Origin of the sequence: Pseudomonas sp. I2 (assembly GCF_040984075.1) — a bacterium.
Classification (GTDB): domain Bacteria; phylum Pseudomonadota; class Gammaproteobacteria; order Pseudomonadales; family Pseudomonadaceae; genus Aquipseudomonas; species Aquipseudomonas guariconensis_B.
Window position 1 is genome coordinate 1 of the sequence record NZ_JBCGFQ010000044.1, and the last position, 23,304, is coordinate 23,304.

General features: G+C 65.1%; 23 protein-coding genes and 1 other RNA gene. 20 read left to right on the forward strand and 4 right to left on the reverse strand.

The window, feature by feature from the left end; translation table 11 throughout:
* The 5 genes from petA to WCE05_RS20140 all read left to right on the forward strand — a co-directional run.
* Window positions 1-499, forward strand: a 499-nt coding sequence (gene petA / locus WCE05_RS20120) for a ubiquinol-cytochrome c reductase iron-sulfur subunit (protein WP_368816443.1), incomplete at its 5' end; no start/stop codon positions are given.
* A complete protein-coding gene (locus WCE05_RS20125; RefSeq protein WP_225789504.1) occupies window positions 499-1,710 on the forward strand; it encodes a cytochrome bc complex cytochrome b subunit in 1,212 nt (403 codons plus the stop codon). The genes petA and WCE05_RS20125, both read left to right, overlap by 1 nt.
* The gene (locus WCE05_RS20130; RefSeq protein ID WP_225789408.1) at window positions 1,710-2,489 is read left to right on the forward strand and encodes a cytochrome c1; all 780 of its coding nucleotides are present in this window, start codon (window positions 1,710-1,712) and stop codon (window positions 2,487-2,489) included. The genes WCE05_RS20125 and WCE05_RS20130 overlap by 1 nt, the downstream gene beginning before the upstream one ends.
* Before the next feature lie 123 nt (window positions 2,490-2,612).
* The gene (locus WCE05_RS20135) at window positions 2,613-3,236 is read left to right on the forward strand and encodes a glutathione S-transferase N-terminal domain-containing protein (RefSeq protein ID WP_368816444.1); all 624 of its coding nucleotides are present in this window, start codon (window positions 2,613-2,615) and stop codon (window positions 3,234-3,236) included.
* A 10-nt stretch (window positions 3,237-3,246) separates the two neighbouring features.
* Window positions 3,247-3,675, forward strand: a complete 429-nt coding sequence (locus tag WCE05_RS20140; protein ID WP_225789406.1) for a ClpXP protease specificity-enhancing factor — start codon at window positions 3,247-3,249, stop codon at window positions 3,673-3,675.
* Window positions 3,676-3,771: 96 nt separating this feature from the next.
* Here the strand turns inward: WCE05_RS20140 and WCE05_RS20145 are convergent, their stop codons facing one another.
* From WCE05_RS20145 to WCE05_RS20160, 4 genes are all read right to left on the reverse strand, one after another.
* Window positions 3,772-4,350 carry a BON domain-containing protein gene (locus WCE05_RS20145; protein ID WP_225789405.1) on the reverse strand — a complete coding sequence of 193 codons (579 nt, stop codon included), beginning with the start codon at window positions 4,348-4,350 and terminating at the stop codon, window positions 3,772-3,774.
* Window positions 4,347-4,940, reverse strand: coding sequence for a phosphoheptose isomerase (locus tag WCE05_RS20150; protein WP_225789404.1), 594 nt, complete (start codon window positions 4,938-4,940; stop codon window positions 4,347-4,349). Before WCE05_RS20150 ends, WCE05_RS20145 begins: the two co-directional genes overlap by 4 nt.
* An 88-nt stretch (window positions 4,941-5,028) precedes the next feature.
* Entirely contained in the window at window positions 5,029-5,400 is a 372-nt protein-coding gene (locus tag WCE05_RS20155) for a YraN family protein (RefSeq protein ID WP_225789403.1), read from the reverse strand.
* Complete coding sequence (locus WCE05_RS20160) at window positions 5,400-7,217, reverse strand: penicillin-binding protein activator (protein ID WP_225789402.1); 1,818 nt, start codon at window positions 7,215-7,217, stop codon at window positions 5,400-5,402. The genes WCE05_RS20155 and WCE05_RS20160 overlap by 1 nt, the downstream gene beginning before the upstream one ends.
* A gap of 244 nt (window positions 7,218-7,461) precedes the next feature.
* Here WCE05_RS20160 and rsmI point away from each other — a divergent pair, with 244 nt between their 5' ends.
* The 15 genes from rsmI (at window position 7,462) to WCE05_RS20235 (ending at window position 23,304) form a co-directional block, all read left to right on the forward strand.
* Window positions 7,462-8,337 carry a 16S rRNA (cytidine(1402)-2'-O)-methyltransferase gene (gene rsmI / locus WCE05_RS20165; protein ID WP_262967468.1) on the forward strand — a complete coding sequence of 292 codons (876 nt, stop codon included), beginning with the start codon at window positions 7,462-7,464 and terminating at the stop codon, window positions 8,335-8,337.
* A 67-nt stretch (window positions 8,338-8,404) separates the two neighbouring features.
* Window positions 8,405-8,764, forward strand: an RNA gene (gene rnpB / locus WCE05_RS20170) — RNase P RNA component class A.
* Window positions 8,765-9,071: 307 nt separating this feature from the next.
* Window positions 9,072-9,527 carry a division/cell wall cluster transcriptional repressor MraZ gene (mraZ, locus tag WCE05_RS20175; protein WP_225789400.1) on the forward strand — a complete coding sequence of 152 codons (456 nt, stop codon included), beginning with the start codon at window positions 9,072-9,074 and terminating at the stop codon, window positions 9,525-9,527.
* Window positions 9,528-9,529: 2 nt separating this feature from the next.
* Entirely contained in the window at window positions 9,530-10,471 is a 942-nt protein-coding gene (gene rsmH, locus WCE05_RS20180) for a 16S rRNA (cytosine(1402)-N(4))-methyltransferase RsmH (protein ID WP_368816449.1), read from the forward strand.
* Window positions 10,468-10,761: a cell division protein FtsL gene (gene ftsL, locus WCE05_RS20185; protein WP_225789399.1), complete on the forward strand. Its 294-nt coding sequence runs from the start codon at window positions 10,468-10,470 to the stop codon at window positions 10,759-10,761. The genes rsmH and ftsL overlap by 4 nt, the downstream gene beginning before the upstream one ends.
* Window positions 10,761-12,491, forward strand: a complete 1,731-nt coding sequence (locus tag WCE05_RS20190; RefSeq protein ID WP_225789502.1) for a penicillin-binding protein 2 — start codon at window positions 10,761-10,763, stop codon at window positions 12,489-12,491. The genes ftsL and WCE05_RS20190 overlap by 1 nt, the downstream gene beginning before the upstream one ends.
* Entirely contained in the window at window positions 12,491-13,954 is a 1,464-nt protein-coding gene (locus tag WCE05_RS20195; RefSeq protein ID WP_225789398.1) for a UDP-N-acetylmuramoyl-L-alanyl-D-glutamate--2,6-diaminopimelate ligase, read from the forward strand. Before WCE05_RS20190 ends, WCE05_RS20195 begins: the two co-directional genes overlap by 1 nt.
* Window positions 13,947-15,314, forward strand: a complete 1,368-nt coding sequence (gene murF, locus WCE05_RS20200) for a UDP-N-acetylmuramoyl-tripeptide--D-alanyl-D-alanine ligase (protein ID WP_253081265.1) — start codon at window positions 13,947-13,949, stop codon at window positions 15,312-15,314. Before WCE05_RS20195 ends, murF begins: the two co-directional genes overlap by 8 nt.
* Entirely contained in the window at window positions 15,314-16,396 is a 1,083-nt protein-coding gene (gene mraY / locus WCE05_RS20205; RefSeq protein ID WP_225789396.1) for a phospho-N-acetylmuramoyl-pentapeptide-transferase, read from the forward strand. Before murF ends, mraY begins: the two co-directional genes overlap by 1 nt.
* A 6-nt stretch (window positions 16,397-16,402) precedes the next feature.
* A complete protein-coding gene (gene murD / locus WCE05_RS20210) occupies window positions 16,403-17,749 on the forward strand; it encodes a UDP-N-acetylmuramoyl-L-alanine--D-glutamate ligase (RefSeq protein WP_253081270.1) in 1,347 nt (448 codons plus the stop codon).
* Window positions 17,749-18,960, forward strand: a complete 1,212-nt coding sequence (gene ftsW / locus WCE05_RS20215) for a putative lipid II flippase FtsW (protein WP_225789501.1) — start codon at window positions 17,749-17,751, stop codon at window positions 18,958-18,960. Before murD ends, ftsW begins: the two co-directional genes overlap by 1 nt.
* Window positions 18,950-20,029 carry an undecaprenyldiphospho-muramoylpentapeptide beta-N-acetylglucosaminyltransferase gene (murG, locus tag WCE05_RS20220; protein WP_253099579.1) on the forward strand — a complete coding sequence of 360 codons (1,080 nt, stop codon included), beginning with the start codon at window positions 18,950-18,952 and terminating at the stop codon, window positions 20,027-20,029. Before ftsW ends, murG begins: the two co-directional genes overlap by 11 nt.
* Complete coding sequence (murC, locus tag WCE05_RS20225) at window positions 20,022-21,476, forward strand: UDP-N-acetylmuramate--L-alanine ligase (RefSeq protein WP_225789393.1); 1,455 nt, start codon at window positions 20,022-20,024, stop codon at window positions 21,474-21,476. The genes murG and murC overlap by 8 nt, the downstream gene beginning before the upstream one ends.
* A complete protein-coding gene (locus WCE05_RS20230; protein ID WP_225789392.1) occupies window positions 21,473-22,429 on the forward strand; it encodes a D-alanine--D-alanine ligase in 957 nt (318 codons plus the stop codon). Before murC ends, WCE05_RS20230 begins: the two co-directional genes overlap by 4 nt.
* 5 nt (window positions 22,430-22,434) lie before the next feature.
* Window positions 22,435-23,304: a cell division protein FtsQ/DivIB gene (locus WCE05_RS20235; RefSeq protein ID WP_253081264.1), complete on the forward strand. Its 870-nt coding sequence runs from the start codon at window positions 22,435-22,437 to the stop codon at window positions 23,302-23,304.

Sequence of the window (23,304 nt, forward strand, 5' to 3'; positions counted from 1 at the left end):
ATTCGTGGGGTCATGGTTTCCCAGTGCCAAGGCGAAAGCCGCAGGTGCACCGGTGAAGGTCAATATCGCCAAGGTCGAGCCGGGCCAGCAGATGGTCGCTGAGTGGCGTGGCCAGCCGGTGTTCATCGTGCGGCGAACGCAAGAGATCCTCGGGAACCTCAAGAAAATCGCCGGAGAGCTCTCCGATCCCGAGTCCAAGGCCTCGGATCAGCCGACCTATGTCGACCCGGAAAACCGCTCGATCAAGCCCGAGATCCTTGTCCTCGTCGGCCTGTGCACCCACCTGGGCTGCTCGCCGACCTTCCGCCCTGAAGTCGCGCCGGCCGACCTCGGGCCGAAATGGGTCGGCGGCTACTTCTGCCCTTGCCACGGTTCGCACTACGACCTGGCCGGCCGTGTCTACAAGGCCCAGCCGGCACCCCTCAACCTGCCAGTGCCTCCGCACTCTTACGAGTCGGACGACATCATCGTCATCGGCGTCGATCAGGAGAACGCATGATGAGCAAGTTCATGGACTGGATTGATGCTCGCTTCCCCGCCACCAAGATGTGGGAAGACCACCTGAGCAAGTATTACGCGCCCAAGAACTTCAACTTCCTGTACTTCTTCGGCTCCCTGGCCCTGCTGGTGCTGGTCAACCAGATCGTCACCGGCGTCTGGTTGACCATGAGCTTCACGCCCTCGGCGGAAGAGGCCTTCGCCTCGGTCGAGTACATCATGCGTGACGTGGAGTACGGCTGGATCCTGCGCTACCTGCACTCCACCGGCGCTTCGGCGTTCTTCATCGTGGTCTACCTGCACATGTTCCGCGGCCTGCTCTACGGCTCGTACCAGAAGCCGCGCGAGCTGGTCTGGCTGTTCGGCATGCTGATCTACCTGGCGTTGATGGCCGAGGCGTTCATGGGTTACCTGCTGCCCTGGGGCCAGATGTCCTACTGGGGCGCCCAGGTGATCATCTCGCTGTTCGGCGCCATCCCGCTGATCGGCGACGACCTGACCCAGTGGATCCGGGGTGACTACCTGATCTCCGGCATCACCCTGAACCGCTTCTTCGCCCTCCATGTGATCGCCTTGCCGATCGTCATCCTCGGGCTGGTGGTGCTGCACATCCTGGCGTTGCACGAAGTGGGTTCGAACAACCCCGACGGCATCGACATCAAGAAGAACAAGGACGAGAACGGCGTGCCCCTCGACGGCATTCCCTTCCATCCGTACTACACCGTCAAGGATATCGTCGGCGTCGTGGTGTTCCTCTTCGTCTTCTGTGCCGTGGTGTTCTTCTTCCCGGAGATGGGCGGCTACTTCCTGGAGAAACCGAACTTCGAACAGGCGAATGCGTTCAAGACCCCCGAGCACATCGCGCCGGTCTGGTACTTCACGCCGTTCTACGCGATCTTGCGAGCGGTCCCCGACAAGCTGTTCGGCGTCATCGCCATGGGCGCCGCGATCGCTGTGCTGTTCGTGCTGCCCTGGCTTGACCGCAGCCCGGTGCGCTCCATGCGCTACAAGGGCTGGCTGAGCAAGCTGTTCCTGCTGGTGTTCTGCGTGGCCTTCGTGATTCTGGGTGTGCTGGGTGTGCTGGCGCCTACGCCGGGCCGGACCTTGCTGTCGCAGGTCTGCACCGTGCTGTATTTCGCCTACTTCCTCCTGATGCCGTTCTACACCAGGCTCGAGAAGACCAAACCGGTTCCGGAAAGGGTGACTGGCTGATGAAAAAGCTTATTGCAGTATTGTTCCTGGCAGTGATGCCTGCCTTGTCCTTCGCCGCGGAGCAGAGCCTGGAGCTGGACAAGGTCGATATCGACCTGACCGACAAGGCCGCCATGCAAGACGGTGCGCGTACCTTCGCCAACTATTGCATGGGTTGCCACAGCGCCAAGTTCCAGCGTTACGAGCGGGTCGCCGATGACCTGGGCATTCCCCACGAGCTGATGCTCGAGAAGCTGGTGTTCACCGGCGCCAAGATCGGCGATCACATGCAGATCGGCATGCAGCCCGACGATGCCAAGGTCTGGTTCGGTGCGGCGCCGCCCGACCTGACCCTGGTCGCCCGGGTGCGCGGCAACGACTGGCTGTACACCTACCTGCGCAGCTTCTACGAGGACAAGTCGCGTCCTTATGGGGTGAACAACAAGGTGTTCCCGAACGTCGGCATGCCCAACGTGCTGGTTGGCCTGCAGGGTAACCAGGTGATCGGCTGCAAGCAGGTGCAGACCGTGGTCGATGGCAAGAAGCAGTTCGACCCGCTGACGGGCAGCCCGCTGACCCATGAAGCCTGCGACCAGCTGACCATCGAGCCGAATTCCGGTACCCTGACGCCTGAGCAGTTCGACGAGAAGGTCAAGAACCTGGTGACCTTCCTGGCCTATTCGGCCAACCCGGTCAAACTGGAGAGCCAGCGCATCGGTACCTATGTGTTGCTGTACCTGGCTTTCTTCTTCGTATTCGCCTATTTGCTCAAGCGCGAATACTGGAAGGACGTGCATTGATCACGCAGTAGTTTTTGCTGGTAGTTGAACGCGCCCTGGGGCGCTCCCCGCGACAGCGGAGGGCTCCTCAGGGCGCGTTTGCATTTGCAGTTTCACAAGCATTCCCATGCGAGGAGGAGCTACATGGGCGCGACCAACAGGTTAGCCTGCTATTCCGACCCCGCTGACCATTATTCTCATCGGGTACGCCTTGTTCTCGCGGAGAAAGGCGTCAGTGTGCAGATCATCGACGTCGATCCCGGCCGCCTGCCGCCCGGGCTGGTCGAGGTGAACCCCTATGGCAGCGTGCCGACCCTGGTCGATCGAGACCTGGCGCTGTACGAGTCGACCGTTGTGATGGAGTACCTCGAGGAACGTTATCCGCATCCGCCGTTGATGCCGGTCTACCCGGTGGCTCGGGGCAACAGCCGTTTGCTGATGCATCGCATCCAACGCGACTGGTGTTCGCTGGCGGATACCGTGCTGGATCCGCGCAGCAGCGAGGCTGCGTGCGCCGAGGCGCGCAAGGCGCTACGTGAAAGCCTGACAGGTGTCTCCCCGCTGTTCGGCGAGTTTTCTTGTTTCATGAGTGAGGAGCAAAGTCTGGTCGACTGTTGTCTACTGCCCATACTATGGCGGTTGCCGGTACTGGGTATCGACTTGCCGCGGCAGGCCAAGCCGCTGCTGGACTACATGGAGCGACAGTTCGCCCGCGAGCCTTTCCAGGCGAGCCTGTCCGCTGCTGAACGTGAAATGCGCAAGGTTTAAGGAGCCGTTGATGAACTCCAGTCGCCCCTATCTGGTTCGTGCGCTGTACGAGTGGATCGTCGACAACGATTGCACCCCCCACATGCTGGTCAATGCCGAGTACCCGGCAGTCCAGGTGCCTCAGGGATTCGCCAGCGACGGCCAGATCGTCCTGAACATTTCCCCCAACGCCGTGCGCAACCTGCACATGGACAATGACGCGGTGAGCTTCGAGGGCCGCTTCAGTGGCGTGGCCCATTCCTTGTTCGTGCCAGTGGGCGCGATCCTGGGTATCTATGCCCGGGAGAATGGCCAGGGCATGGTGTTCGAGCTCGAGCCGCCGCTGATGGACAGCGACGAGCTGGAAGACGATGTCGAACCGGATGACGACGGCCCGCCCGAGGGCGGTGGTCAGCCGCCACGCCCGAGTGGCAGGCCAAGCCTGAAGGTGGTCAAGTAACCTGGAAGGCGACCCTGGACCAAGGCCGGCCAGTCAAGCAGGTCTTGTAATCCAGGGAGGGGGCTGCGAAGCAGCCCCGATGTAGCTTCGCTGTCGTCAGTCGATGTACTCGAACAGCTTGACGATCTTCTGCACGCCAGACACGCCCTGTACCACGTTGGTGGCGGCGGTGGCCTCCTTCTGGGTCACCAGGCCCAGCATGTAGACGATGCCGTTCTCGGTGATCACCTTGATGCGCGAGCCTGGAACGTTGGCGTCAGCCAGCATCTGGGTCTTGATCTTGGTGGTCAGCCAGGCGTCGTTGTTGCGGGCCAGGATCGAGGAGGGCTGCATGACCTGCAGTTCGTTGTGCACTTTCTTGACCCGCTGCACCTGGCTGGCGGTTTGCTCGGCCAGGCTCTTGAGGTCGGCGCGAGGGGTCTGGCCGGCGAGCAGGACAACGCCGTTGTAGCTGCTGACGACGATGTGCGAACCCTTGTCCAGGTCGGGGTTGGCCTTGGCGACGTTGACCGAGACCTTGGTCTCGATCAGCGAGTCGTCGATCTTGCTGCCGATGGTGCGGGTGCCGCGATCATCTTCGATCGGCGAGTTACGTGCAGAGGTCAGTACCGAGCTGCAGCCGGAAACACTCAGGCACAGGGTCAGGGCCATCAGGCCGAGGCGCTTGGGGATCATTCTTCACTCCCGAACAGTTGGCTGTCGATCAGGTCGCACAGGCAATGGATCGCCAGCAGGTGGACTTCCTGGATTCGCGCGGTGACGTTCGCTGGCACGCGGATCTCCACGTCTTCGGGCAGCAGCAGCGAAGCCATCCCGCCGCCGTCTCGCCCGGTCAATGCCACGACGGTCATCTCGCGGTCGTGCGCGGCCTGGATCGCTTGTATCACGTTGGCCGAGTTGCCGCTGGTGGAGATCGCCAGCAGCACGTCGCCCGGTTGGCCCAGGGCGCGAATCTGCTTGGAGAAGACTTCGTTGTAGCTGTAGTCGTTGGCGATCGAGGTGAGGGTCGAGCTGTCGGTGGTCAGGGCAATGGCCGGTAGGCTCGGGCGTTCGCGCTCGAAACGGTTGAGCAGCTCCGAGGAAAAGTGCTGGGCATCGCCAGCCGATCCACCGTTGCCGCAGGCGAGCATCTTGCCCTCGTTGAGCAGGGCATTGACCATGACCAGGCTGGCCTGCTCGATGTGCGGTGCCAGGATGTCCATTGCCTGTTGCTTGGTGTCGATGCTGGCCTGGAACAGCCGGCGAATTCGGGATTGCATGTCCATCTGGTGTGACCTTAAGAGGGGCGGTGGCCGGCGCGACGCGCGACGGTGACCTGCCCGCGAAACATAGAGCAAAAAAATCGGAATGGGTTCAGCATTCGAAGGCGTTTTTCAGCCATTGCAGCGGTTGGCCTGCATGGTGCCTGCCCTGCAGGGCGATGACGTCGAAGCGGCAGGGATGCTTGGCCCAGCGGGACTCCTTCTGCAGGAACAGGTTGGCGGCAAGCGCCAGTCGTTTCTGCTTGCGCCCGTCGATGCTGCCCAGGGCGCCGCCGAAGGCCGCGTGCAACCGGTAGCGGACTTCGACGAATACTACTGTATCGGCGTCGAGCATGACCAGATCGAGCTCGCCTCCCTTGCATCGCCAGTTGCGTGCCAGCAGTTGCAGACCACGCCCCCGAAGGAAGTCGAGGGCGTGGTTTTCTGCGGCTGCGCCGGCGCTCGAAGGCGATGCGTCGGGCATCAGCGCGGCGTATCCGGGAGGCGCTTGACCTGGCCGCCAGCGAACTCCGCCCAGGGCAGCTGGCGTTCGATGCGCTGGCTGGCGTTCATGCTCAGGCTGCCGGAAAGGCCTTCGATGCGGTTGTCCGGTAGGGCCTTGAGCTGGCCCAGGCGCGGCGCCAGGCTGTAGGCATCGACGCCCATGGCATACAGGCGGCCGAGGCTACCGGCGGCCTGGGGCCATTGCTGGACCACCTGCTGGCGCAGGCTGTTGGTGTTGTCGAGCAGCCATGGCGTCTCGCAGAAGCGGATGCCGTTCATGTCGTTGTACTGGTTGACGTCGCCGCTGGCGCTGTACAGGTTCGAGGTGGCATAGACCGGCACGTCGCCGGCGTACTGGAAGTTCAGGGTCGGCTTGATCTGCTGTGCCTGCTGCGGCGTGGAGGCGAGGAAGATGAAGTCGATGTCCTGGCGGCGCGACGGTTGTGCGGCGATGGTGCCGCCCACGGTGCTCTGCAGGCTCTTGGCGCGGCCTTCGCTCTGGCGCAGTTGGAACAGGTCGGCGATCTGCTGGGCCAGGGCGACCGGCTGGGCAATGCGTTCGGCGGCCAGCAGGGTGCCGCCATGGCTTTCCCAGTCCTGGCGGAAGGCGGCGAGTACGCGCTCACCCCATTCGCCGCTGGGGACCAGGGCCACGGCTCGGACCATGCCGTCGGCGCGGGCGCGGCGCGAGACCTCGCGGGCCTCGTCCTCGGCGGCGAGGCCGAACTGGAACAGCTGTGCTGGCGCCTGCTGGCCTGCATCGGCGTAGTTCAGTGCCAGGGTGGTGATCGGCAACTGCGGGTAGGCGGCGAGTTTCTTCACCAGCGGTTTTTCCAGTGGCCCTACCACCAGTTGTACGCCGGCCGCCTGGGCCTGGTTGTAGAAATCATCGAGCGAGGTCATGCGCGAGCTATCGAAGACCTGCACGGCCGGGGCCGGTTGGCCGGACTGCTGGGCCTGGAAGTGGGCGGCCATGAAGCCGTCGCGCAGGGCACGGGCCACACCGGCCAGCGGGCCTTCCTGGGGCAGCAGCAGGGCGATCTTGGTCAGCGGCTGGCTGGCCAGCTCCTTGAGCTTGACCAGGGCCAGCGGCAGTTGCTGGGCGGCCGGATGGTTCGGGTGCTGCGCGCTCCAGGTGTCGATGGCAGCCTGCTGCTGCTCGAGGGTGCCGGCGCTTTTCACCGCCAGGGCCAGGCTGGTCCAGCCGGCCAGGGTCTCGTCGCTGGCCGGCTGCTGCAGTTGCTCGGCCGGCAGCGACGCGACCAGGGCCCAGATGGCGTCATGGTTGGCTTCGGCTGCCTGGCCTTCGAGCAGTGGGGCGAGCAGGACACGCTGCTGTGCGGCGGCCAGGGCCTGGCCGTCGGCTTCCAGGGCGGCGGCGTGGACGCTGTAGGTGCGTGCCTGTTGCGCTTGCGGCAGTTCGCCCAGGCGCTGCAGGCTCGGGTGGGAGAGGGCGTCCAGTGCTGCCTTGGGCTGGTTGCGGCTCATGGCCAGCTCGGCGGCCAGGGTGCTGGCGAACACCTGCTGGGCAGGCTTGAGCCCATCCAGGGGAACCTGTTCGAGGATGCGTGCGGCGCGCGGGTAGTCCTTCTGCCGGTAGGCCATGTCGGCGGCGCTCAGGCGCAGTAGGGCGGCATCTTCCGCGGACTTGCTGGTGGCGGCCTTGTCGAGCAACTGCTCGATGCTGGCATCCGGGGTGCGTGGCAGTTCGCCCAGGCTGGATGAGGGCGAGCTGGCGCAGGCTGCCAGCAGGGCAGCGAGGCAGAGGGCTGTGAGCAGCCGCAGGCAAGCGATCATGTAAAGGTCCTGTTACTCGATCAAGTTGGCCGGCAATTGTACCCAAGCGTCGGCCAGGGCGCGATCTTGCTGACGTCGATCCTTCACTATAGGTCGCCTGGCAGGGGATGGCCGCGAAGTTCCTTGCGCCATGTTGCGCAAGGTCCGCGTGGTCGGGGCATGGGGACGGGCGCTGAATTGGCCGTACAGCGCCCTGGCACTCGGGCTACAATGGCGCCTTTGATCCGAAAGGCAGGTGTGCGCAGTGAGTGATGGTGCAGGGACTTCGAAATCCACGGTGGGTACGCTCTATGTCGTCGCGACGCCGATCGGCAACCTCGACGACATGAGCGCCAGGGCGCTGAAGGTGCTGGCGGACGTGGCCCTGATCGCCGCCGAGGATACCCGTCACTCGGTACGCCTGCTGCAGCACTTCGGCATCGACACGCCGCTGGCGGCCTGTCATGAGCACAACGAGCGCGACGAAGGCGGGCGTTTCATCACCCGTCTTCTGGCCGGGGACGATGTGGCGCTGGTGTCCGACGCCGGCACGCCGTTGATCTCTGATCCGGGCTACCACCTGGTGCGCCAGGCGCGTGCGGCGGGGGTGAGGGTGGTCCCGGTGCCCGGCGCCTGCGCGCTGATCACAGCATTGTCGGCGGCGGGCCTGCCGTCGGACCGCTTCATCTTCGAAGGTTTTCTCCCGGCCAAGGCCGCCGGGCGTCGTGCGCGTCTGGAGCAGGTAAAGGAAGAACCGCGTACGCTGATCTTCTATGAGGCGCCGCATCGTATCCTCGAGTGCCTGGAGGACATGGAGGCGGTCTTCGGCGCGGAGCGTCCGGCGGTGCTGGGGCGTGAACTGACCAAGACCTTCGAGACCCTCAAGGGCCTGCCGTTGGGCGAACTGCGTGCCTTCGTCGCGGGCGACGGCAATCAGCAGCGGGGCGAGTGCGTGGTGCTGGTGGGGGGGTGGAGTGCGCCCGAGGACGACCAGGCGATCAGCGCCCAGGCACAGCGCGTGCTGGATCTGTTGCTGGCGGAATTGCCGCTGAAGCGGGCGGCTGCCCTGGCGGCGGAAATCACGGGTGTGCGCAAGAACCTGCTGTATCAAATGGCCCTGGATAAACAGAAAGCCAAATAGTGGCTTTTTGGTATTGTTTACCGTATCACTTGTTCTTGGGCACGCGTGCCGTTAACCTTGTCGGCGGAGAGTCGATTGGACAGTCGCTGCCTTCTTTTGTTCCGCAAAAGAAGGGGGAGGAAAGTCCGGGCTCCATAGGGCAGAGTGCCAGGTAATGCCTGGGAGGCGCGAGCCTACGGAAAGTGCCACAGAAAACAACCGCCTAAGCACTTCGGTGCCGGTAAGGGTGAAAAGGTGCGGTAAGAGCGCACCGCACGGCTGGCAACAGTTCGTGGCTAGGTAAACCCCACTCGGAGCAAGACCAAATAGGGTTCCATACGGCGTGGCCCGCGTCGGAACCGGGTAGGTTGCTAAAGGCGTCCAGTGATGGCCGTCGTAGAGGAATGACTGTCCTCGACAGAACCCGGCTTATAGATCGACTCTCCACCTCCTTCTCCTGCTTGAATCGATAGCAGATGTGTCCTGGTAATACCAAAAAAATCTTACTCTTAATAAATCACTTTAACTTGGTGGGCTATCCAACTGAGTGCGCTTGATTTTTCCCTCCAGAATTTTCTCCCTGTAGTCCTTCCTCCTTCCTATGTTGAGCTAAATCGCCGTCCTGTAAGGGATTTCCTTATGAACGTGCCTTGACGGTGCAGCGGACGGATTCCTATAGTGTGCGCAAGTGGCAGAAAGTGGGATGAAGTGGGTTTTCTGACACAAAAAAGCTAACATTGTGGGGAATCGCAGCCGTGTTCCGCGGAGCCAACGCCGTCAGCCTCGATGCAAAGGGCCGACTCGCCATGCCGAGTCGGTACCGTGACGAGCTCGATTCGCGTTGTGGTGGTCAGCTGATCGTGACCATCGACGCTGTCGATCCCTGCTTGTGTGTCTACCCCCTCGATGAGTGGGAACAGATAGAAGCCAAGTTGCGCGCCTTGCCGTCGTTGCGTGAGGAAAACCGCCGCCTCCAGCGTCTGCTGATCGGTAATGCGGTAGACCTGGAGCTCGATGGCAGTGGGCGTTTCCTGGTTCCGCCACGCCTGCGCGAATACGCCAAGCTCGACAAGAAGGCGATGCTGGTGGGGCAGCTGAACAAATTCCAGCTGTGGGATGAGGATGCCTGGAACGCGGTTTCGGCAGCTGATCTTGCAGCTATTCAACAACCGGGCGCCATGCCCGACGATTTGCGTGACCTGATCCTGTGACTATAGATAGCGGCTTCAACCACATCACCGTGCTGCTCGACGAGGCTGTCGAGGCACTGGCCCTGCGCGCCGATGGTTGCTATCTGGATGGCACCTTCGGGCGAGGTGGGCACAGCCGCCTGATTCTCAGCAAGCTCGGGCCGCAAGGGCGGTTGCTGGGCTTCGACAAGGACCCACAGGCGATTGCCACGGGGCAAGCGCTGGCGGCCGAAGACGGCCGCTTTGTCATTGTGCAGCGCAGCTTTGCCGAGATGGGCGACGAAGTGTCTGCGCGCGGCCTGCACGGCAAGGTCAGTGGCGTGCTGCTCGACCTGGGCGTGTCGTCGCCGCAACTGGACGATCCCGAGCGCGGCTTCAGCTTCCTCAATGATGGCCCGCTGGACATGCGCATGAACCCGGGCAAGGGTTTCAGTGCTGCCGAGTTCATCGCCAGCGCGCCCGAGGAGGAGATCGCCCGGGTCTTCAAGGAATATGGCGAAGAGCGCTTCGCCAAACGCATGGCCCGTGCCGTGGTACAGCGCCGGGAGCAACAGCCCTTTACCCGCACCGGCGACCTGGCCGAGGTGCTCAAGGCGGCCAACCCTGCCTGGGAAAAGGGCAAGAACCCGGCAACCCGTGCCTTCCAGGGCCTGCGCATTCACATCAACAACGAGCTGGGCGACCTGGAGACTGGCCTTGAGGCGGCGCTCGATGCGCTGGAAGTCGGTGGCCGCCTGGTGGTGATCAGCTTCCACTCCCTGGAAGACCGCATCGTCAAGCTGTTCATGCGCAAGCTGGCCAAGGGCGAGGCAGACAGCCTGCCGCGCAACCTGCCGGTGCAGCACAAGGCCTTCGAGCCGAAGATCCGTCTGGTCGGCAAGGCGCAGTTCGCCTCCGATGCCGAACTCAAGGCCAACCCGCGCGCGCGCAGTGCCGTGATGCGGGTGGCGGAGAAGTTACGGTGAGCCGGCTGTTCGCCAAACCTTTGCCAGGCGGAAGCTTCCTGATGCTTCTGCTGTTCGCCGGTGTCCTGGTTTCGGCCATCGCGGTGTCCTACAGCGCCCACTGGAACCGCCAACTGCTCAACACCCTCTACGGTGAGCTGAACGAGCGCGACAAGGTCCAGGCCGAATGGGGGCGGTTGATCCTCGAACAGAGCACCTGGACCGCCCATAGCCGTATCGAGAACCTGGCTACCGAGCAACTGCGCATGCGTGTGCCGGCCGCTGACGAAGTGCGGATGGTGGCACCATGATGAAGCTCGAAGGCGCACTCTACCCCTGGCGCTTCCGGGTGGTGATCGCATTGCTGGCGCTGATGGTCGGCGCCATCTGCTGGCGCATCATCGACCTGCAGGTCATCGACCGTGACTTCCTCAAGGGGCAGGGCGACGCCCGCAGCCTGCGGCATATCCCGATCCCTGCGCACCGTGGCCTGATCACCGACCGCAATGGCGAGCCCCTGGCCGTCAGTACGCCGGTCACCACCCTGTGGGCCAACCCCAAGGAAATGCAGGCCTCCAAGGAGCGCTGGGGGCAACTGGCCGCCGCCTTGGGGCAGAACGCCCAGCAGTTGAGCGAGCGCCTGACCCAGCAGGCCAACAAGGAGTTCATCTACCTGGTCCGCGGCCTGACCCCGGAGCAGGGCCAGCAAGTGCTCGACCTGAAGATCCCCGGTGTCTACGGCATGGAGGAGTTCCGCCGCTTCTACCCGGCGGGGGACGTCACCGCGCACATGGTCGGCTTCACCGACCTGGACGATCACGGGCGCGAAGGCGTGGAGCTGGCCTACGACGAATGGCTCGCCGGCGTGCCCGGCAAGCGGCAGGTGATCAAGGACCGGCGTGGCCGGCTGATCAAGGACATCCAGGTGACCAAGAACGCCAAGGCCGGGAAGACCTTGGCGTTGTCGATAGACCTGCGCCTGCAGTACCTGGCCACCCGCGAGCTGCGCAACGCCATCGCCGAACAGGACGCCAAGGCCGGCAGCCTGGTGATCATGGACGTCAAGACCGGCGAGGTCCTGGCCATGGTCAACCAGCCGACCTACAACCCGAACAACCGCCGCAGCATGTTCCCCGCCGCGATGCGCAACCGGGCGATCATCGATGTGTTCGAGCCTGGCTCGACGGTCAAGCCGATCTCCATGAGCGCGGCGTTGCAGAGTGGCCGCTGGAAGCCGACCGACAAGGTCGAGGTCTACCCCGGCAGCCTGCAGATCGGCCGCTACACCATCAAGGACGTGTCCCGTAGCGAGGGCCCGATCCTCGACCTGACCGGCATCCTGATCAACTCCAGTAACGTGGGCATGAGCAAGATCGCCTTCGACATCGGTGGCGACGCCATCTACCGGGTCATGTCGCAACTGGGCCTGGGCCAGTACACCGGCCTGGGCTTCCCTGGCGAGCGAGTCGGCAACCTGCCCAACCATCGCGAATGGCGCAAGGCCGAGACTGCCACGCTGTCCTACGGCTATGGCGTCTCGGTGACTGCCTTGCAACTGGTGCATGCCTACGCCGCCCTGGCCAACGACGGCAAGATGGTGCCGCTGTCGATCCTCAAGGTCGACAAGGCCCCGGAAGCCGTCCAGGCGATCCCGAAAGAAACCGCCGAGACCATCCAGGGCATGCTGCAGCAGGTCATCGAGGCCCCGCGTGGGGTGTTCCGCGCCCAGGTGCCGTTCTACCACGTCGGTGGCAAGTCCGGTACGGCGCGCAAGGCCACCGTCGGTGCCAAGGGCTACACGGAAAACGCCTACCGTTCGCTGTTCGCCGGCTTCGGTCCGATGAGCGACCCGCGCTACGCCATCGTCGTGGTCATCGACGAGCCGAGCAAGGGTGGTTACTTCGGCGGCCTGGTCTCGGCGCCGGTGTTCAGCAAGGTGATGTCGGGCACCCTGCGCCTGATGAACGTGCCGCCGGACAACCTGCCGCCGCCAGATACGCAGCAGGCCAGTGCAGTACCCGCCAAGGGAGGGCGTGGTTGATGACGATGCCATTGAGCAAGCTTTTCGCCCATGCCAGCCGCGATCCGCTGATCCGCGAGCTGACCCTCGACAGCCGCCAGGTGCGGCCGGGCGACCTGTTCCTGGCTGTCCCCGGCGCCAAGGTCGACGGCCGTGCGCACATCGCCGACGCGCTGGCCCGTGGCGCCGCCGCGGTGGCCTATGAAGAGCAGGGCGCAAGCGTCCTGCCGATCACCGACGTGCCGCTGATTCCGGTCAAGGGCCTGATCGGCCAGCTGTCGCAGATCGCCGGGCGCTTCTATGGCGAACCGAGCCGCCAGCTCGACCTGGTCGGCGTCACCGGCACCAACGGCAAGACCAGTGTCACCCAGCTGGTGGCCCAGGCGCTCGATGCGCTGGGCCGGCGCTGTGGGCTGATCGGTACGCTCGGCACCGGCTTTTATGGCGAGCTGCGCAGCGGCCGCCTGACCACGCCCGACCCGATCGCCGTGCAGGCGACCCTGAACGACCTGAAGAAGGGCGGCGCCAAGGCCGTGGCCATGGAGGTGTCGTCCCATGCCCTGGAGCAGGGCCGGGTGGCCGCCCTGGCCTTCGATATCGCCGTGATGACCAACCTGTCCCGCGACCACCTGGACTACCACGGCAGCATGGAGGCCTACGAGGCCGCCAAGGCCCGGCTGTTCGCCTGGCCGAACCTGCAGTGCCGGGTGGTCAACCTGGACGATGACTTCGGTCGTCGCCTGGCCATGGTCCACGCCGAGTCGCGGCTGATCAGCTACAGCTTGCAGGACCCGGCGGCGACGCTGTTCTGCAAACAGGCGAGTTTCGACGACGACGGCGTGCGTGCCGTGATCGTCACCCCGCAAGGCGAGCATGCCCTGCGCAGCTGCCTGCTCGGGCGCTTCAACCTGAGCAATATGCTCGCCGCCGTGGCGACCCTGCTGGCCCTGGACTATCCGCTGGACGAGATTCTCAAGGTCACCCCGCGACTGCAGGGGCCGGTCGGTCGCATGCAGCGCCTGGGCGGCGGCGACAAGCCGCTGGTGGTGGTCGACTACGCACACACGCCCGATGCCCTGGAGAAGGTCCTCGAAGCCTTGCGCCCGCATGCCCATGGCCGCCTGCTGTGCCTGTTCGGTTGCGGCGGCGACCGTGACCGTGGCAAGCGCCCGCTGATGGCCCAGGTGGCCGAGCGCCTGGCCGACCGCGTGCTGGTCACCGACGACAATCCGCGTAGCGAAGATCCGCAGCGTATTTTCGACGATATTCGCCCCGGTTTCGCCAAGCCTGTCGATGTCGAGTTCGTCGCCGGCCGTGGCGAGGCCATCGCGCACCTGATCGCCACCGCTGCCGCCGACGACGTGATCGTCCTGGCCGGCAAGGGGCACGAGGATTACCAGGAGATCAACGGCCAGCGCCTTGACTTCTCCGACTTGGTCGAAGCCGAGAAGGCACTTGCAGCCTGGGAGGCTCCGCATGCTTAAGCCCATGACACTCAGCCAATTGAGCGCACCGCTCGCCGCACGGGTGGTTGGCGACGATGCCCGCTTCGACGGCGTCAGCATCGACAGCCGCACGGTGGCTGCCGGGCAGTTGTTCGTCGCCCTGGCCGGCCCGCGTTTCGACGGCCATGACTACCTGGCCGACGTCAAGGCCAAGGGCGCCGTGGCCGCCCTGGTGGAGCGTGAGATCGCCGATGTCGAGCTGCCGCAACTGCTGGTCGCCGATAGCCGCCTGGCCCTGGGCCAGCTCGGTGCCTTGAATCGCGCCGCGTTCGACAAGCCGGTCGTTGCCATCACCGGCTCCAGCGGCAAGACCACCGTCAAAGAGATGCTCGCCTGCATTTTGCGCACCCGAGGCCCGGTGCTGGCCACCCGTGGCAACCTCAACAACGACCTCGGCGCACCGCTGACCCTGCTGGAAATCGCCCCCGAGCACAGTGCCGCGGTGATCGAGCTGGGCGCCTCGCGCATCGGCGAGATCCGCTACACCGTCGGCTTGACCCGCCCTGAAGTGGTCATCATCAACAACGCCGGGACCGCCCACGTCGGCGAGTTCGGCGGCCCGGAAAAAATCGTCGAGGCCAAGGGCGAGATCCTCGAAGGCCTGGGCGAGGGCGGCACGGCCATCCTCAACCTGGACGACAAGGCCTTTGGCACTTGGCACGTGCGTGCGGGTGCCCATCGGGTCCTGAGTTTCGCCCTGGCCAATCCGCAGGCCGACTTCCACGCCAGCGACATCGGTCGCGATGCCCGTGGTTGCCCATCCTTCACCCTGCACGGGCCGCAAGGCTCGGTCGCGGTGCAACTGAACCTGCTGGGCACCCACAACGTCAGCAATGCCCTGGCTGGCGCCGCTGCCGCCCATGCCCTGGGTGTGAGCCTTGCCGGTATCGCGGCCGGGCTGGGCGCGGTCCAGCCGGTCAAGGGGCGTAGCGTGGCGCAAATCGCGCCCAACGGCGTCAGGGTGATCGACGACAGCTACAACGCAAATCCCACCTCGATGTGCGCCGCCATTGATATACTCGCCGGCTTTTCCGGGCGGACCGTCCTGGTGCTCGGGGATATCGGCGAACTGGGGCAATGGGCGCAGGAAGGCCACCGCCAGGTGGGCGACTACGCGCGCGGCAAGGTCGACGCCCTGTACGCGGTGGGTACCAACATGGCCCATGCGGTCAAGGCGTTCGGCGCCAATGGCCGTCATTTCGCTACTCAGGCTGAGCTGATCGACGCTGTTCGCGGCGAGCATGCCAGCAACACCACTATCTTGATCAAGGGCTCGCGCAGCGCTGCGATGGAAAACGTCGTGGCGGCCTTGTGCGGTGCCAGCGGGGAGAAACATTAATGCTGCTGCTGTTGGCCGAGTATCTGCAACAGTTCCACAAGGGCTTCGCGGTCTTCCAGTACCTGTCCCTGCGCGGGATCCTGGGCGTACTGACCGCGTTGTCCCTGGCGCTGTGGCTGGGGCCGTGGATGATCCGTACCCTGCAGATCCGCCAGATTGGCCAGGCCGTGCGTAACGACGGCCCGCAATCGCACCTGTCCAAGTCGGGCACCCCCACCATGGGCGGCGCCCTGATCCTGTCGGCCATCGGCATCAGCACCCTGCTGTGGGCCGACCTGTCCAACCGTTATGTCTGGGTCGTGCTGGTGGTGACCATGCTGTTCGGCGCCATCGGCTGGGTCGACGACTACCGCAAGGTGATCGAGAAGAACTCCCGTGGCCTGCCGAGCCGCTGGAAGTATTTCTGGCAGTCGGTGTTCGGCCTGGGCGCCGCGGTGTTCCTCTACATGACCGCCCCGACCAGCGTCGAGACCACCCTGATCGTGCCGTTCCTCAAGGATGTCACCATCCCCCTGGGCATCGGCTTCGTCGTGCTGACCTATTTCGTCATCGTCGGCTCGAGCAACGCGGTCAACCTCACCGATGGCCTCGATGGCCTGGCGATCATGCCGACAGTGATGGTCGGCGGCGCCCTGGGCATCTTCTGCTACCTGTCGGGCAACGTGAAATTCGCCGAATACCTGCTGATCCCGTACGTGCCGGGCTCGGGCGAGCTGATCGTGTTCTGCGGCGCGCTGATCGGCGCGGGCCTGGGCTTCTTGTGGTTCAACACCTACCCGGCCCAGGTGTTCATGGGCGACGTCGGCGCCCTGGCGCTGGGCGCTGCGCTGGGCACCATCGCGGTGATCGTCCGCCAGGAGATCGTCCTGTTCATCATGGGCGGGGTGTTCGTCATGGAAACCCTGTCGGTGGTGATCCAGGTCGCTTCGTTCAAGTTGACCGGCAAGCGCGTGTTCCGCATGGCACCGATCCACCACCACTTTGAACTCAAGGGTTGGCCCGAGCCACGGGTGATCGTCCGTTTCTGGATCATCACCGTGATTCTGGTGCTGATCGGCCTTGCCACCCTGAAACTGAGGTAGATGAGCGTGTCACTGATCGCTTCCGACCAATTCCGCATCGTTGTCGGCCTCGGCAAGAGCGGCATGTCCCTGGTTCGCTTTCTGGCGAACCGGGGCATCGCCTTTGCGGTCGCCGACACCCGCGAGCAGCCGCCGGAACTGGATACCCTGCGCCGCGAGTACCCGCAGGTGGAAGTGCGCTGTGGCGAACTGGACGTGGACTTCCTGTGCCGCGCCAACGAGTTGTACGTCAGCCCCGGCCTGGCCCTGGCCACACCGGCGCTGCAGCAGGCCGCGGCGCGTGGCGTGCGCCTGTCCGGCGACATCGAACTGTTCGCCCGGTATGCCAAGGCGCCGATCGTGGCCATCAGCGGCTCCAACGCCAAGAGCACCGTGACCACCCTGGTCGGCGAGATGGCCGCCAAGGCTGGCAAACGTGTGGCAGTGGGCGGCAACCTCGGCACGCCGGCGCTCGATCTGCTCGACGACGCCGTGGAGCTGTACGTCCTGGAGTTGTCCAGCTTCCAGCTGGAGACCACCGAGCAGCTCAATGCCGAAGTGGCCACCGTGCTCAACATCAGCGAAGACCACATGGACCGCTACAGCGGCCTGCCGGCCTACCACCTGGCCAAGCACCGGATCTTTCGCGGCGCCCGCCAGGTGGTGGTGAACCGCCAGGACGCCCTGAGCCGGCCGCTGCCGGTCGAAGGCCGGCCCTGCTGGACCTTCGGCCTCAACGTGCCGGACTTCAAGGCCTTCGGCCTGCGCGAAGTGGACGGTGAAAAACACCTGGCCTTCGAGTTCCAGGCCCTGATGCCGGTGCGCGAGCTGAAGATCCGGGGTGCCCACAACCAGAGCAATGCCCTGGCCGCGCTGGCCCTGGGCCATGCGGTGGGCCTGCCGTTCGCACCGATGCTCGAGGCCCTGCGCGAATTCGCCGGGCTCGCCCACCGTTGCCAATGGGTGCGCGAGCGCAACGGGGTGAACTGGTACGACGATTCCAAGGCCACCAACGTCGGTGCCGCCCTGGCCGCCATCGAGGGCCTGGGCGCGGATATCGACGGCAAGCTGGTGCTGATTGCCGGCGGTGACGGCAAGGGGGCCGATTTCTCCGCTTTGCGCGAGCCGGTGGCGCGCTACTGCCGCGCCGTGGTCCTGCTCGGCCGCGATGCCGAGCGCCTGGCCGAGTCGCTCGGCGAGGGTGTGCGGCAGGTCAGGGTCAAGACCCTGGACGAGGCCGTGCAGCGCTGCGCCGAACTGGCCCAGCCCGGCGATGCCGTGCTGTTGTCGCCGGCCTGCGCCAGCCTCGACATGTTCCGCAACTTCGAAGAACGCGGGCGTCTGTTCGCCCAGGCGGCAGGAGGGCTGGCATGATCTTCGGCATCATCAAGCCCTATCCGTCGCCGCTGATCAGCGGCCGAGGCATCGACCTGGACTTCCCGTTCCTCGCCGGCTGCCTGGCGCTGCTCGGCTTGGGCCTGGTGATGATCACCTCGGCCTCCTCGGAAGTCGCCGCGGTGCAGTCGGGCAACCCGCTGTACCACATGTTCCGCCACCTGGTGTACGTGGCCCTGGGCCTGATCGCTTGCGGGGCGACCATGATGGTGCCGATCGCCACTTGGCAGCGCATGGGCTTCATGATGCTGCTGGGCGCCTTCGGCTTGCTGGTGCTGGTGCTGGTGCCCGGCATCGGTCGCGAAGTGAACGGCTCCATGCGTTGGATCGGCTTCAGCTTCTTCAACGTCCAGCCCTCGGAGATCGCCAAGGTCTTCGTGGTCATCTACCTGGCCGGCTACCTGGTGCGCCGCCAGCAAGAGGTGCGCGAAAGCTGGATGGGCTTCTTCAAGCCGTTCATCGTGCTGCTGCCGATGGCCGGCCTGCTGCTGATGGAGCCGGACTTCGGCGCCACCGTGGTGATGATGGGCGCCGCGGCGGCCATGCTGTTCCTTGGTGGGGTGGGGTTGTTCCGCTTCAGCCTGATGGTGGCGCTGGCGGTGGTGGCGGTGTTCATCCTGGTACAGGCGCAGCCCTACCGGATGGCGCGCCTGATCACCTTCACCGACCCCTGGGCCGACCAGTTCGGTTCCGGCTACCAGCTGACCCAGGCGCTGATCGCCTTCGGTCGTGGCGAGTGGCTGGGCGTGGGCCTGGGCAACAGCGTGCAGAAGCAGTTCTACCTGCCCGAGGCGCACACCGACTTCGTGTTCTCGGTCCTGGCCGAGGAGCTGGGTGTGCTCGGCTCGCTGTGCACCGTGGCGCTGTTCGTCTTCGTCACCGTGCGCGCCCTGTACATCGGCCTGTGGGCCGAGAAGGCCAAGCAATTCTTCGCCGCCTACATGGCCTTCGGCCTGGCCTTCCTGTGGATAGGCCAGTTCCTCATCAACATCGGGGTGAATGTCGGCCTGCTGCCGACCAAGGGCCTGACCCTGCCGTTCCTCAGCTATGGCGGCAGCTCGTTGGTCATCTGCTGTGCCTGCGTGGGGCTGTTGCTGCGTATCGAATGGGAGAGCCGCACGCACCTGGGCAGCGAGGAGCACGAATTCAAGGAAAGCGATTTTGCCGAGGAGACCTACCATGGCCGCTGACGGCAAGAACGTCCTGATCATGGCGGGCGGCACCGGGGGCCACGTGTTCCCGGCCCTGGCCTGCGCCCGCGAATTCCAGGCCCGTGGCTACAACGTGCACTGGTTGGGCACCCCGCGCGGCATCGAGAACGAACTGGTGCCCCAGGCCGGCTTGCCCTTGCACCTGATCCAGGTCAGCGGGCTGCGTGGCAAGAGCAAGCTGTCGCTGCTCAAGGCACCATTCACCCTGGTCAAGGCGGTGCTGCAGGCGCGGCGCATCATTGGCCAACTGAAGCCGGCCTGCGTGCTGGGCTTCGGCGGCTACGTGACCGGCCCAGGTGGCGTGGCCGCGCGGCTGTGCGGCGTGCCGCTGGTGATCCACGAGCAGAATGCCCGTGCCGGTACCGCCAATCGGCTGCTGGTGCCCCTCTCGGCGCGCGTCTGCGAAGCTTTCCCTGACACCTTCGCGGCCAGCGCCAAGCGCCGTACCACCGGCAATCCGGTGCGCCCTGAGCTGTTCCTGGAGGCGTCGCGCGCGCCCCTGGCCGAGCGGCGTGCGCGGCTATTGGTGCTCGGCGGCAGCCTGGGTGCGGAACCATTGAATAAATTGCTGCCTAAGGCCCTGTCGGAAGTGTCAGCGGACCTGCGCCCGGAGGTGTTCCACCAGGCCGGCAAGCAGCATGCGTCGATCACCGCCGAGCGTTATCGCGAAGCGGGCGTCGAGGCTCAGGTAGAGCCCTTCATCAAGGACATGGCCCAGGCCTATGGCTGGGCCGACATGGTGGTGTGCCGGGCCGGCGCCCTGACCGTCAGCGAACTCGCGGCGGCAGGCCTGCCCTCGATGCTGGTGCCCTTGCCCCACGCCATCGACGACCACCAGACCCACAACGCCCAATACCTGGCTCGCGAAGGTGCCGCCTTCCTGATGCCACAAGCGACAACTGGCGCAGCGCAGCTCGCTGAACGCCTGAACGAGGTGCTGATGCAACCCGAGAAACTCAACACCATGGCCAGCACCGCACGGCGGCTGGCCAAACCTGCCGCAACCAGCACCGTGGTCGATATCTGCCTGGAGGTGGCCCATGGTTGAAAGCCAGAAAGCCATGCCTCAGCCGAAGATGGGCCGTATCCGCCGCATCCACTTCGTCGGTATCGGCGGCGTGGGCATGTGCGGCATCGCCGAGGTGCTGCTGAACCTGGGTTACCAGGTGTCCGGCTCTGACCTCAAGGCCTCGCCGGTCACCGAGCGGCTGGAGTCGTTCGGCGCCGAGATCTTCGTCGGCCATCGCGCCGAGAACGCCGCCAACGCCGATGTGCTGGTGGTCTCCAGTGCCATCAACCCGGCCAACCCGGAAGTCGCCACCGCCCTGGAGCGGCGCATCCCCGTGGTGCCGCGTGCCGAGATGCTCGCCGAGCTGATGCGCTACCGTCACGGTGTCGCCGTGGCCGGTACCCACGGCAAGACCACCACCACCAGCCTGCTGGCCTCGGTGTTCGCCGCCGGTGGCCTGGACCCGACCTTCGTCATCGGCGGACGCCTGACCGCGGCTGGCACCAACGCTCAGCTCGGCACCAGCCGCTACCTGATCGCCGAAGCCGACGAGAGCGATGCCAGCTTCCTGCACCTGCAGCCGATGGTCGCCGTGGTCACCAACATCGACGCCGACCACATGGCCACCTACGAAGGCGACTTCAACAAGCTGAAGAAGACCTTCGTCGAGTTCCTGCACAACCTGCCGTTCTACGGCCTGGCGGTGATGTGCCTGGACGACCCGGTGGTGCGCGAGATCCTGCCGCAGGTCAAGCGCCCGACCGTCACCTACGGTTTCAGCGACGAGGCCGACGTGCGCGCCATCAACGTGCGCCAGCAGGGCATGCAGACCCACTTCACCGTGCTGCGCCGTGATCGCGAGCCGCTGGATGTCTCGGTCAACATGCCGGGCAACCACAATGTGCTCAACGCCCTGGCCACCATCGCCATCGCCACCGACGAGGGCATCAGCGACGAGGCCATCGTCCAGGGCCTGTCGGGCTTCCAGGGCGTGGGTCGACGCTTCCAGGTATACGGCGAGCTGCCGGTCGAGGACGGCAGCGTGATGCTGGTGGACGACTACGGCCACCACCCGACCGAAGTGGCCGCGGTGATCAAGGCCGTGCGCGGCGGCTGGCCGAGCCGGCGCCTGGTGATGGTCTACCAGCCGCACCGCTACAGCCGTACCCGCGACCTGTACGACGATTTCGTGCAGGTGCTGGCCGACGCCAACGTGCTGCTGCTGATGGAGGTGTACCCGGCCGGCGAGGAGCCGATCCCCGGGGCCGACAGCCGCCAGCTGTGCCACAGCATCCGCCAGCGCGGCCAACTGGACCCGATCTACATCGAACGCGGCGTCGACCTGGCGCCGCTGGTCAAGCCGTTGCTGCGCGCCGGCGACATCCTGCTCTGCCAGGGTGCCGGTGACATCGGTGGCCTGGCCCCGCAATTGATGAAAAGCCCGCTGTTCGCCGGCACCGTCACCCGCCAGGAGAAGTCGAAATGACCCGTGCCTACGACAAGCTGCATTCGACCATGGACGTGAAGGCCTTCGGTCGCGTCGCCGTGCTCTACGGCGGCAAGAGCGCCGAGCGTGAGGTTTCCCTCAAGTCCGGCACCGCGGTGCTGCAGGCGCTGACCAGTGCCGGTGTCGACGTGGTCGGCATCGATGTGGGCGACGACCTGCTCGCGCGCCTGCAGAGCGAGAAGATCGACCGCGCCTTCATCATCCTCCACGGCCGTGGTGGCGAAGACGGCAGCATGCAGGGCCTGCTTGAGTGCCTGGACATCCCCTACACCGGCAGCGGCATCCTGGCCTCGGCCCTGGCCATGGACAAGCTGCGCACCAAGCAGGTGTGGCAAAGCCTGGGCATCCCGACGCCACGCCACGCCGTGCTGGCCAATGAAAACGACTGTGTCGCCGCGGGCACGGAACTGGGCTTCCCGTTGATCGTCAAACCCGCCCATGAAGGTTCCAGTATCGGCATGGCCAAGGTGAACAGCGTGGAAGAGCTGGTCGCTGCCTGGAGGGATGCCGCCCAATACGATTCCCAGGTCCTGGTCGAGCAATGGATCCACGGCCCGGAATTCACCGTCGCCGTGCTGCGTGGCCAGGTATTGCCGCCGATCGCCCTGGGTACGCCGCACGTGTTCTACGACTACGACGCCAAGTACCTGGCCAACGATACCCAGTACCGCATCCCGTGCGGCCTGGACAGCGCCAAGGAACAGGAACTGATCGAACTGACCGCGCGCGCCTGCGATGCCATCGGCATCGAAGGCTGGGGCCGGCTGGACGTGATGCAGGACGAGCAGGGTCGCTTCTGGCTGCTCGAGGTCAACACCGCACCGGGCATGACCGACCATAGCCTGGTGCCGATGGCTGCCCGCGCGGCCGGCCTGGACTTCCAGCAACTGGTGCTGGCGATCCTGGCCGACAGCGTCGAGACGCGAGGTTAACCGCCATGCAAGGCGCGATGTTCCGTCATCAGCAACCCGCCACCGGCCGTAGCAAGCCGGTGCCGCGCGGTGCCAGCCGACTGGTGGCCAAGGAGCCAATGTCGGCGCGCCTGCCCAAGGCCAACTTCAGCGCGCTCAAGCGCCTGCTCTGGCCGGTACTGCTGGTGGCCGCCGGCTTCGGCGCCTACGAAGGCGCGTTGCGCCTGATGCCGTACGCCGACCGGCCGATCACCCGGATCGCCGTGCAGGGCGACCTGAGCTACATCAGCCAGCAGGCGGTGCAGCAACGGATCGCGCCCTATGTGGCGGCGAGCTTCTTCAGCGTGGATCTGACGGCCATGCGCCTGGAGCTCGAGCAGATGCCCTGGATCGCCCACGCCGAGGTTCGCCGGGTCTGGCCGGACGAGGTGGTGATCCGCCTGGAAGAACAGTTGCCGGTGGCGCGCTGGGGGGATGAAGCCCTGCTCAACAACCAGGGCCAGGCCTTCACCCCGCGCGAACTGGCCAACTATGAGCACCTGCCGCAGCTGTTCGGGCCGCAGCGTGCCCAGCAAAAAGTCATGCAGCAATATCAGGTATTGAGCCAGATGCTGCGCCCCCTGGGGTTTTCCATCGCTCGCCTGGAGCTGCGCGAGCGGGGCAGTTGGTTCCTCACCACCGGCGCAGGCAGCGCCGGCCCGGGGATCGAGCTGTTGTTGGGGCGTGATCACCTGGTGGAGAAGATGCGCCGTTTCATTGCCATTTACGACAAGACACTCAAAGAGCAGATCACCAACATCGCCCGCATCGATCTGCGGTACGCCAACGGGTTGGCCGTTGGCTGGCGGGAACCGATTGCACCGACGACGGCCCAACCCGCCGTTGCGAAGAATTAG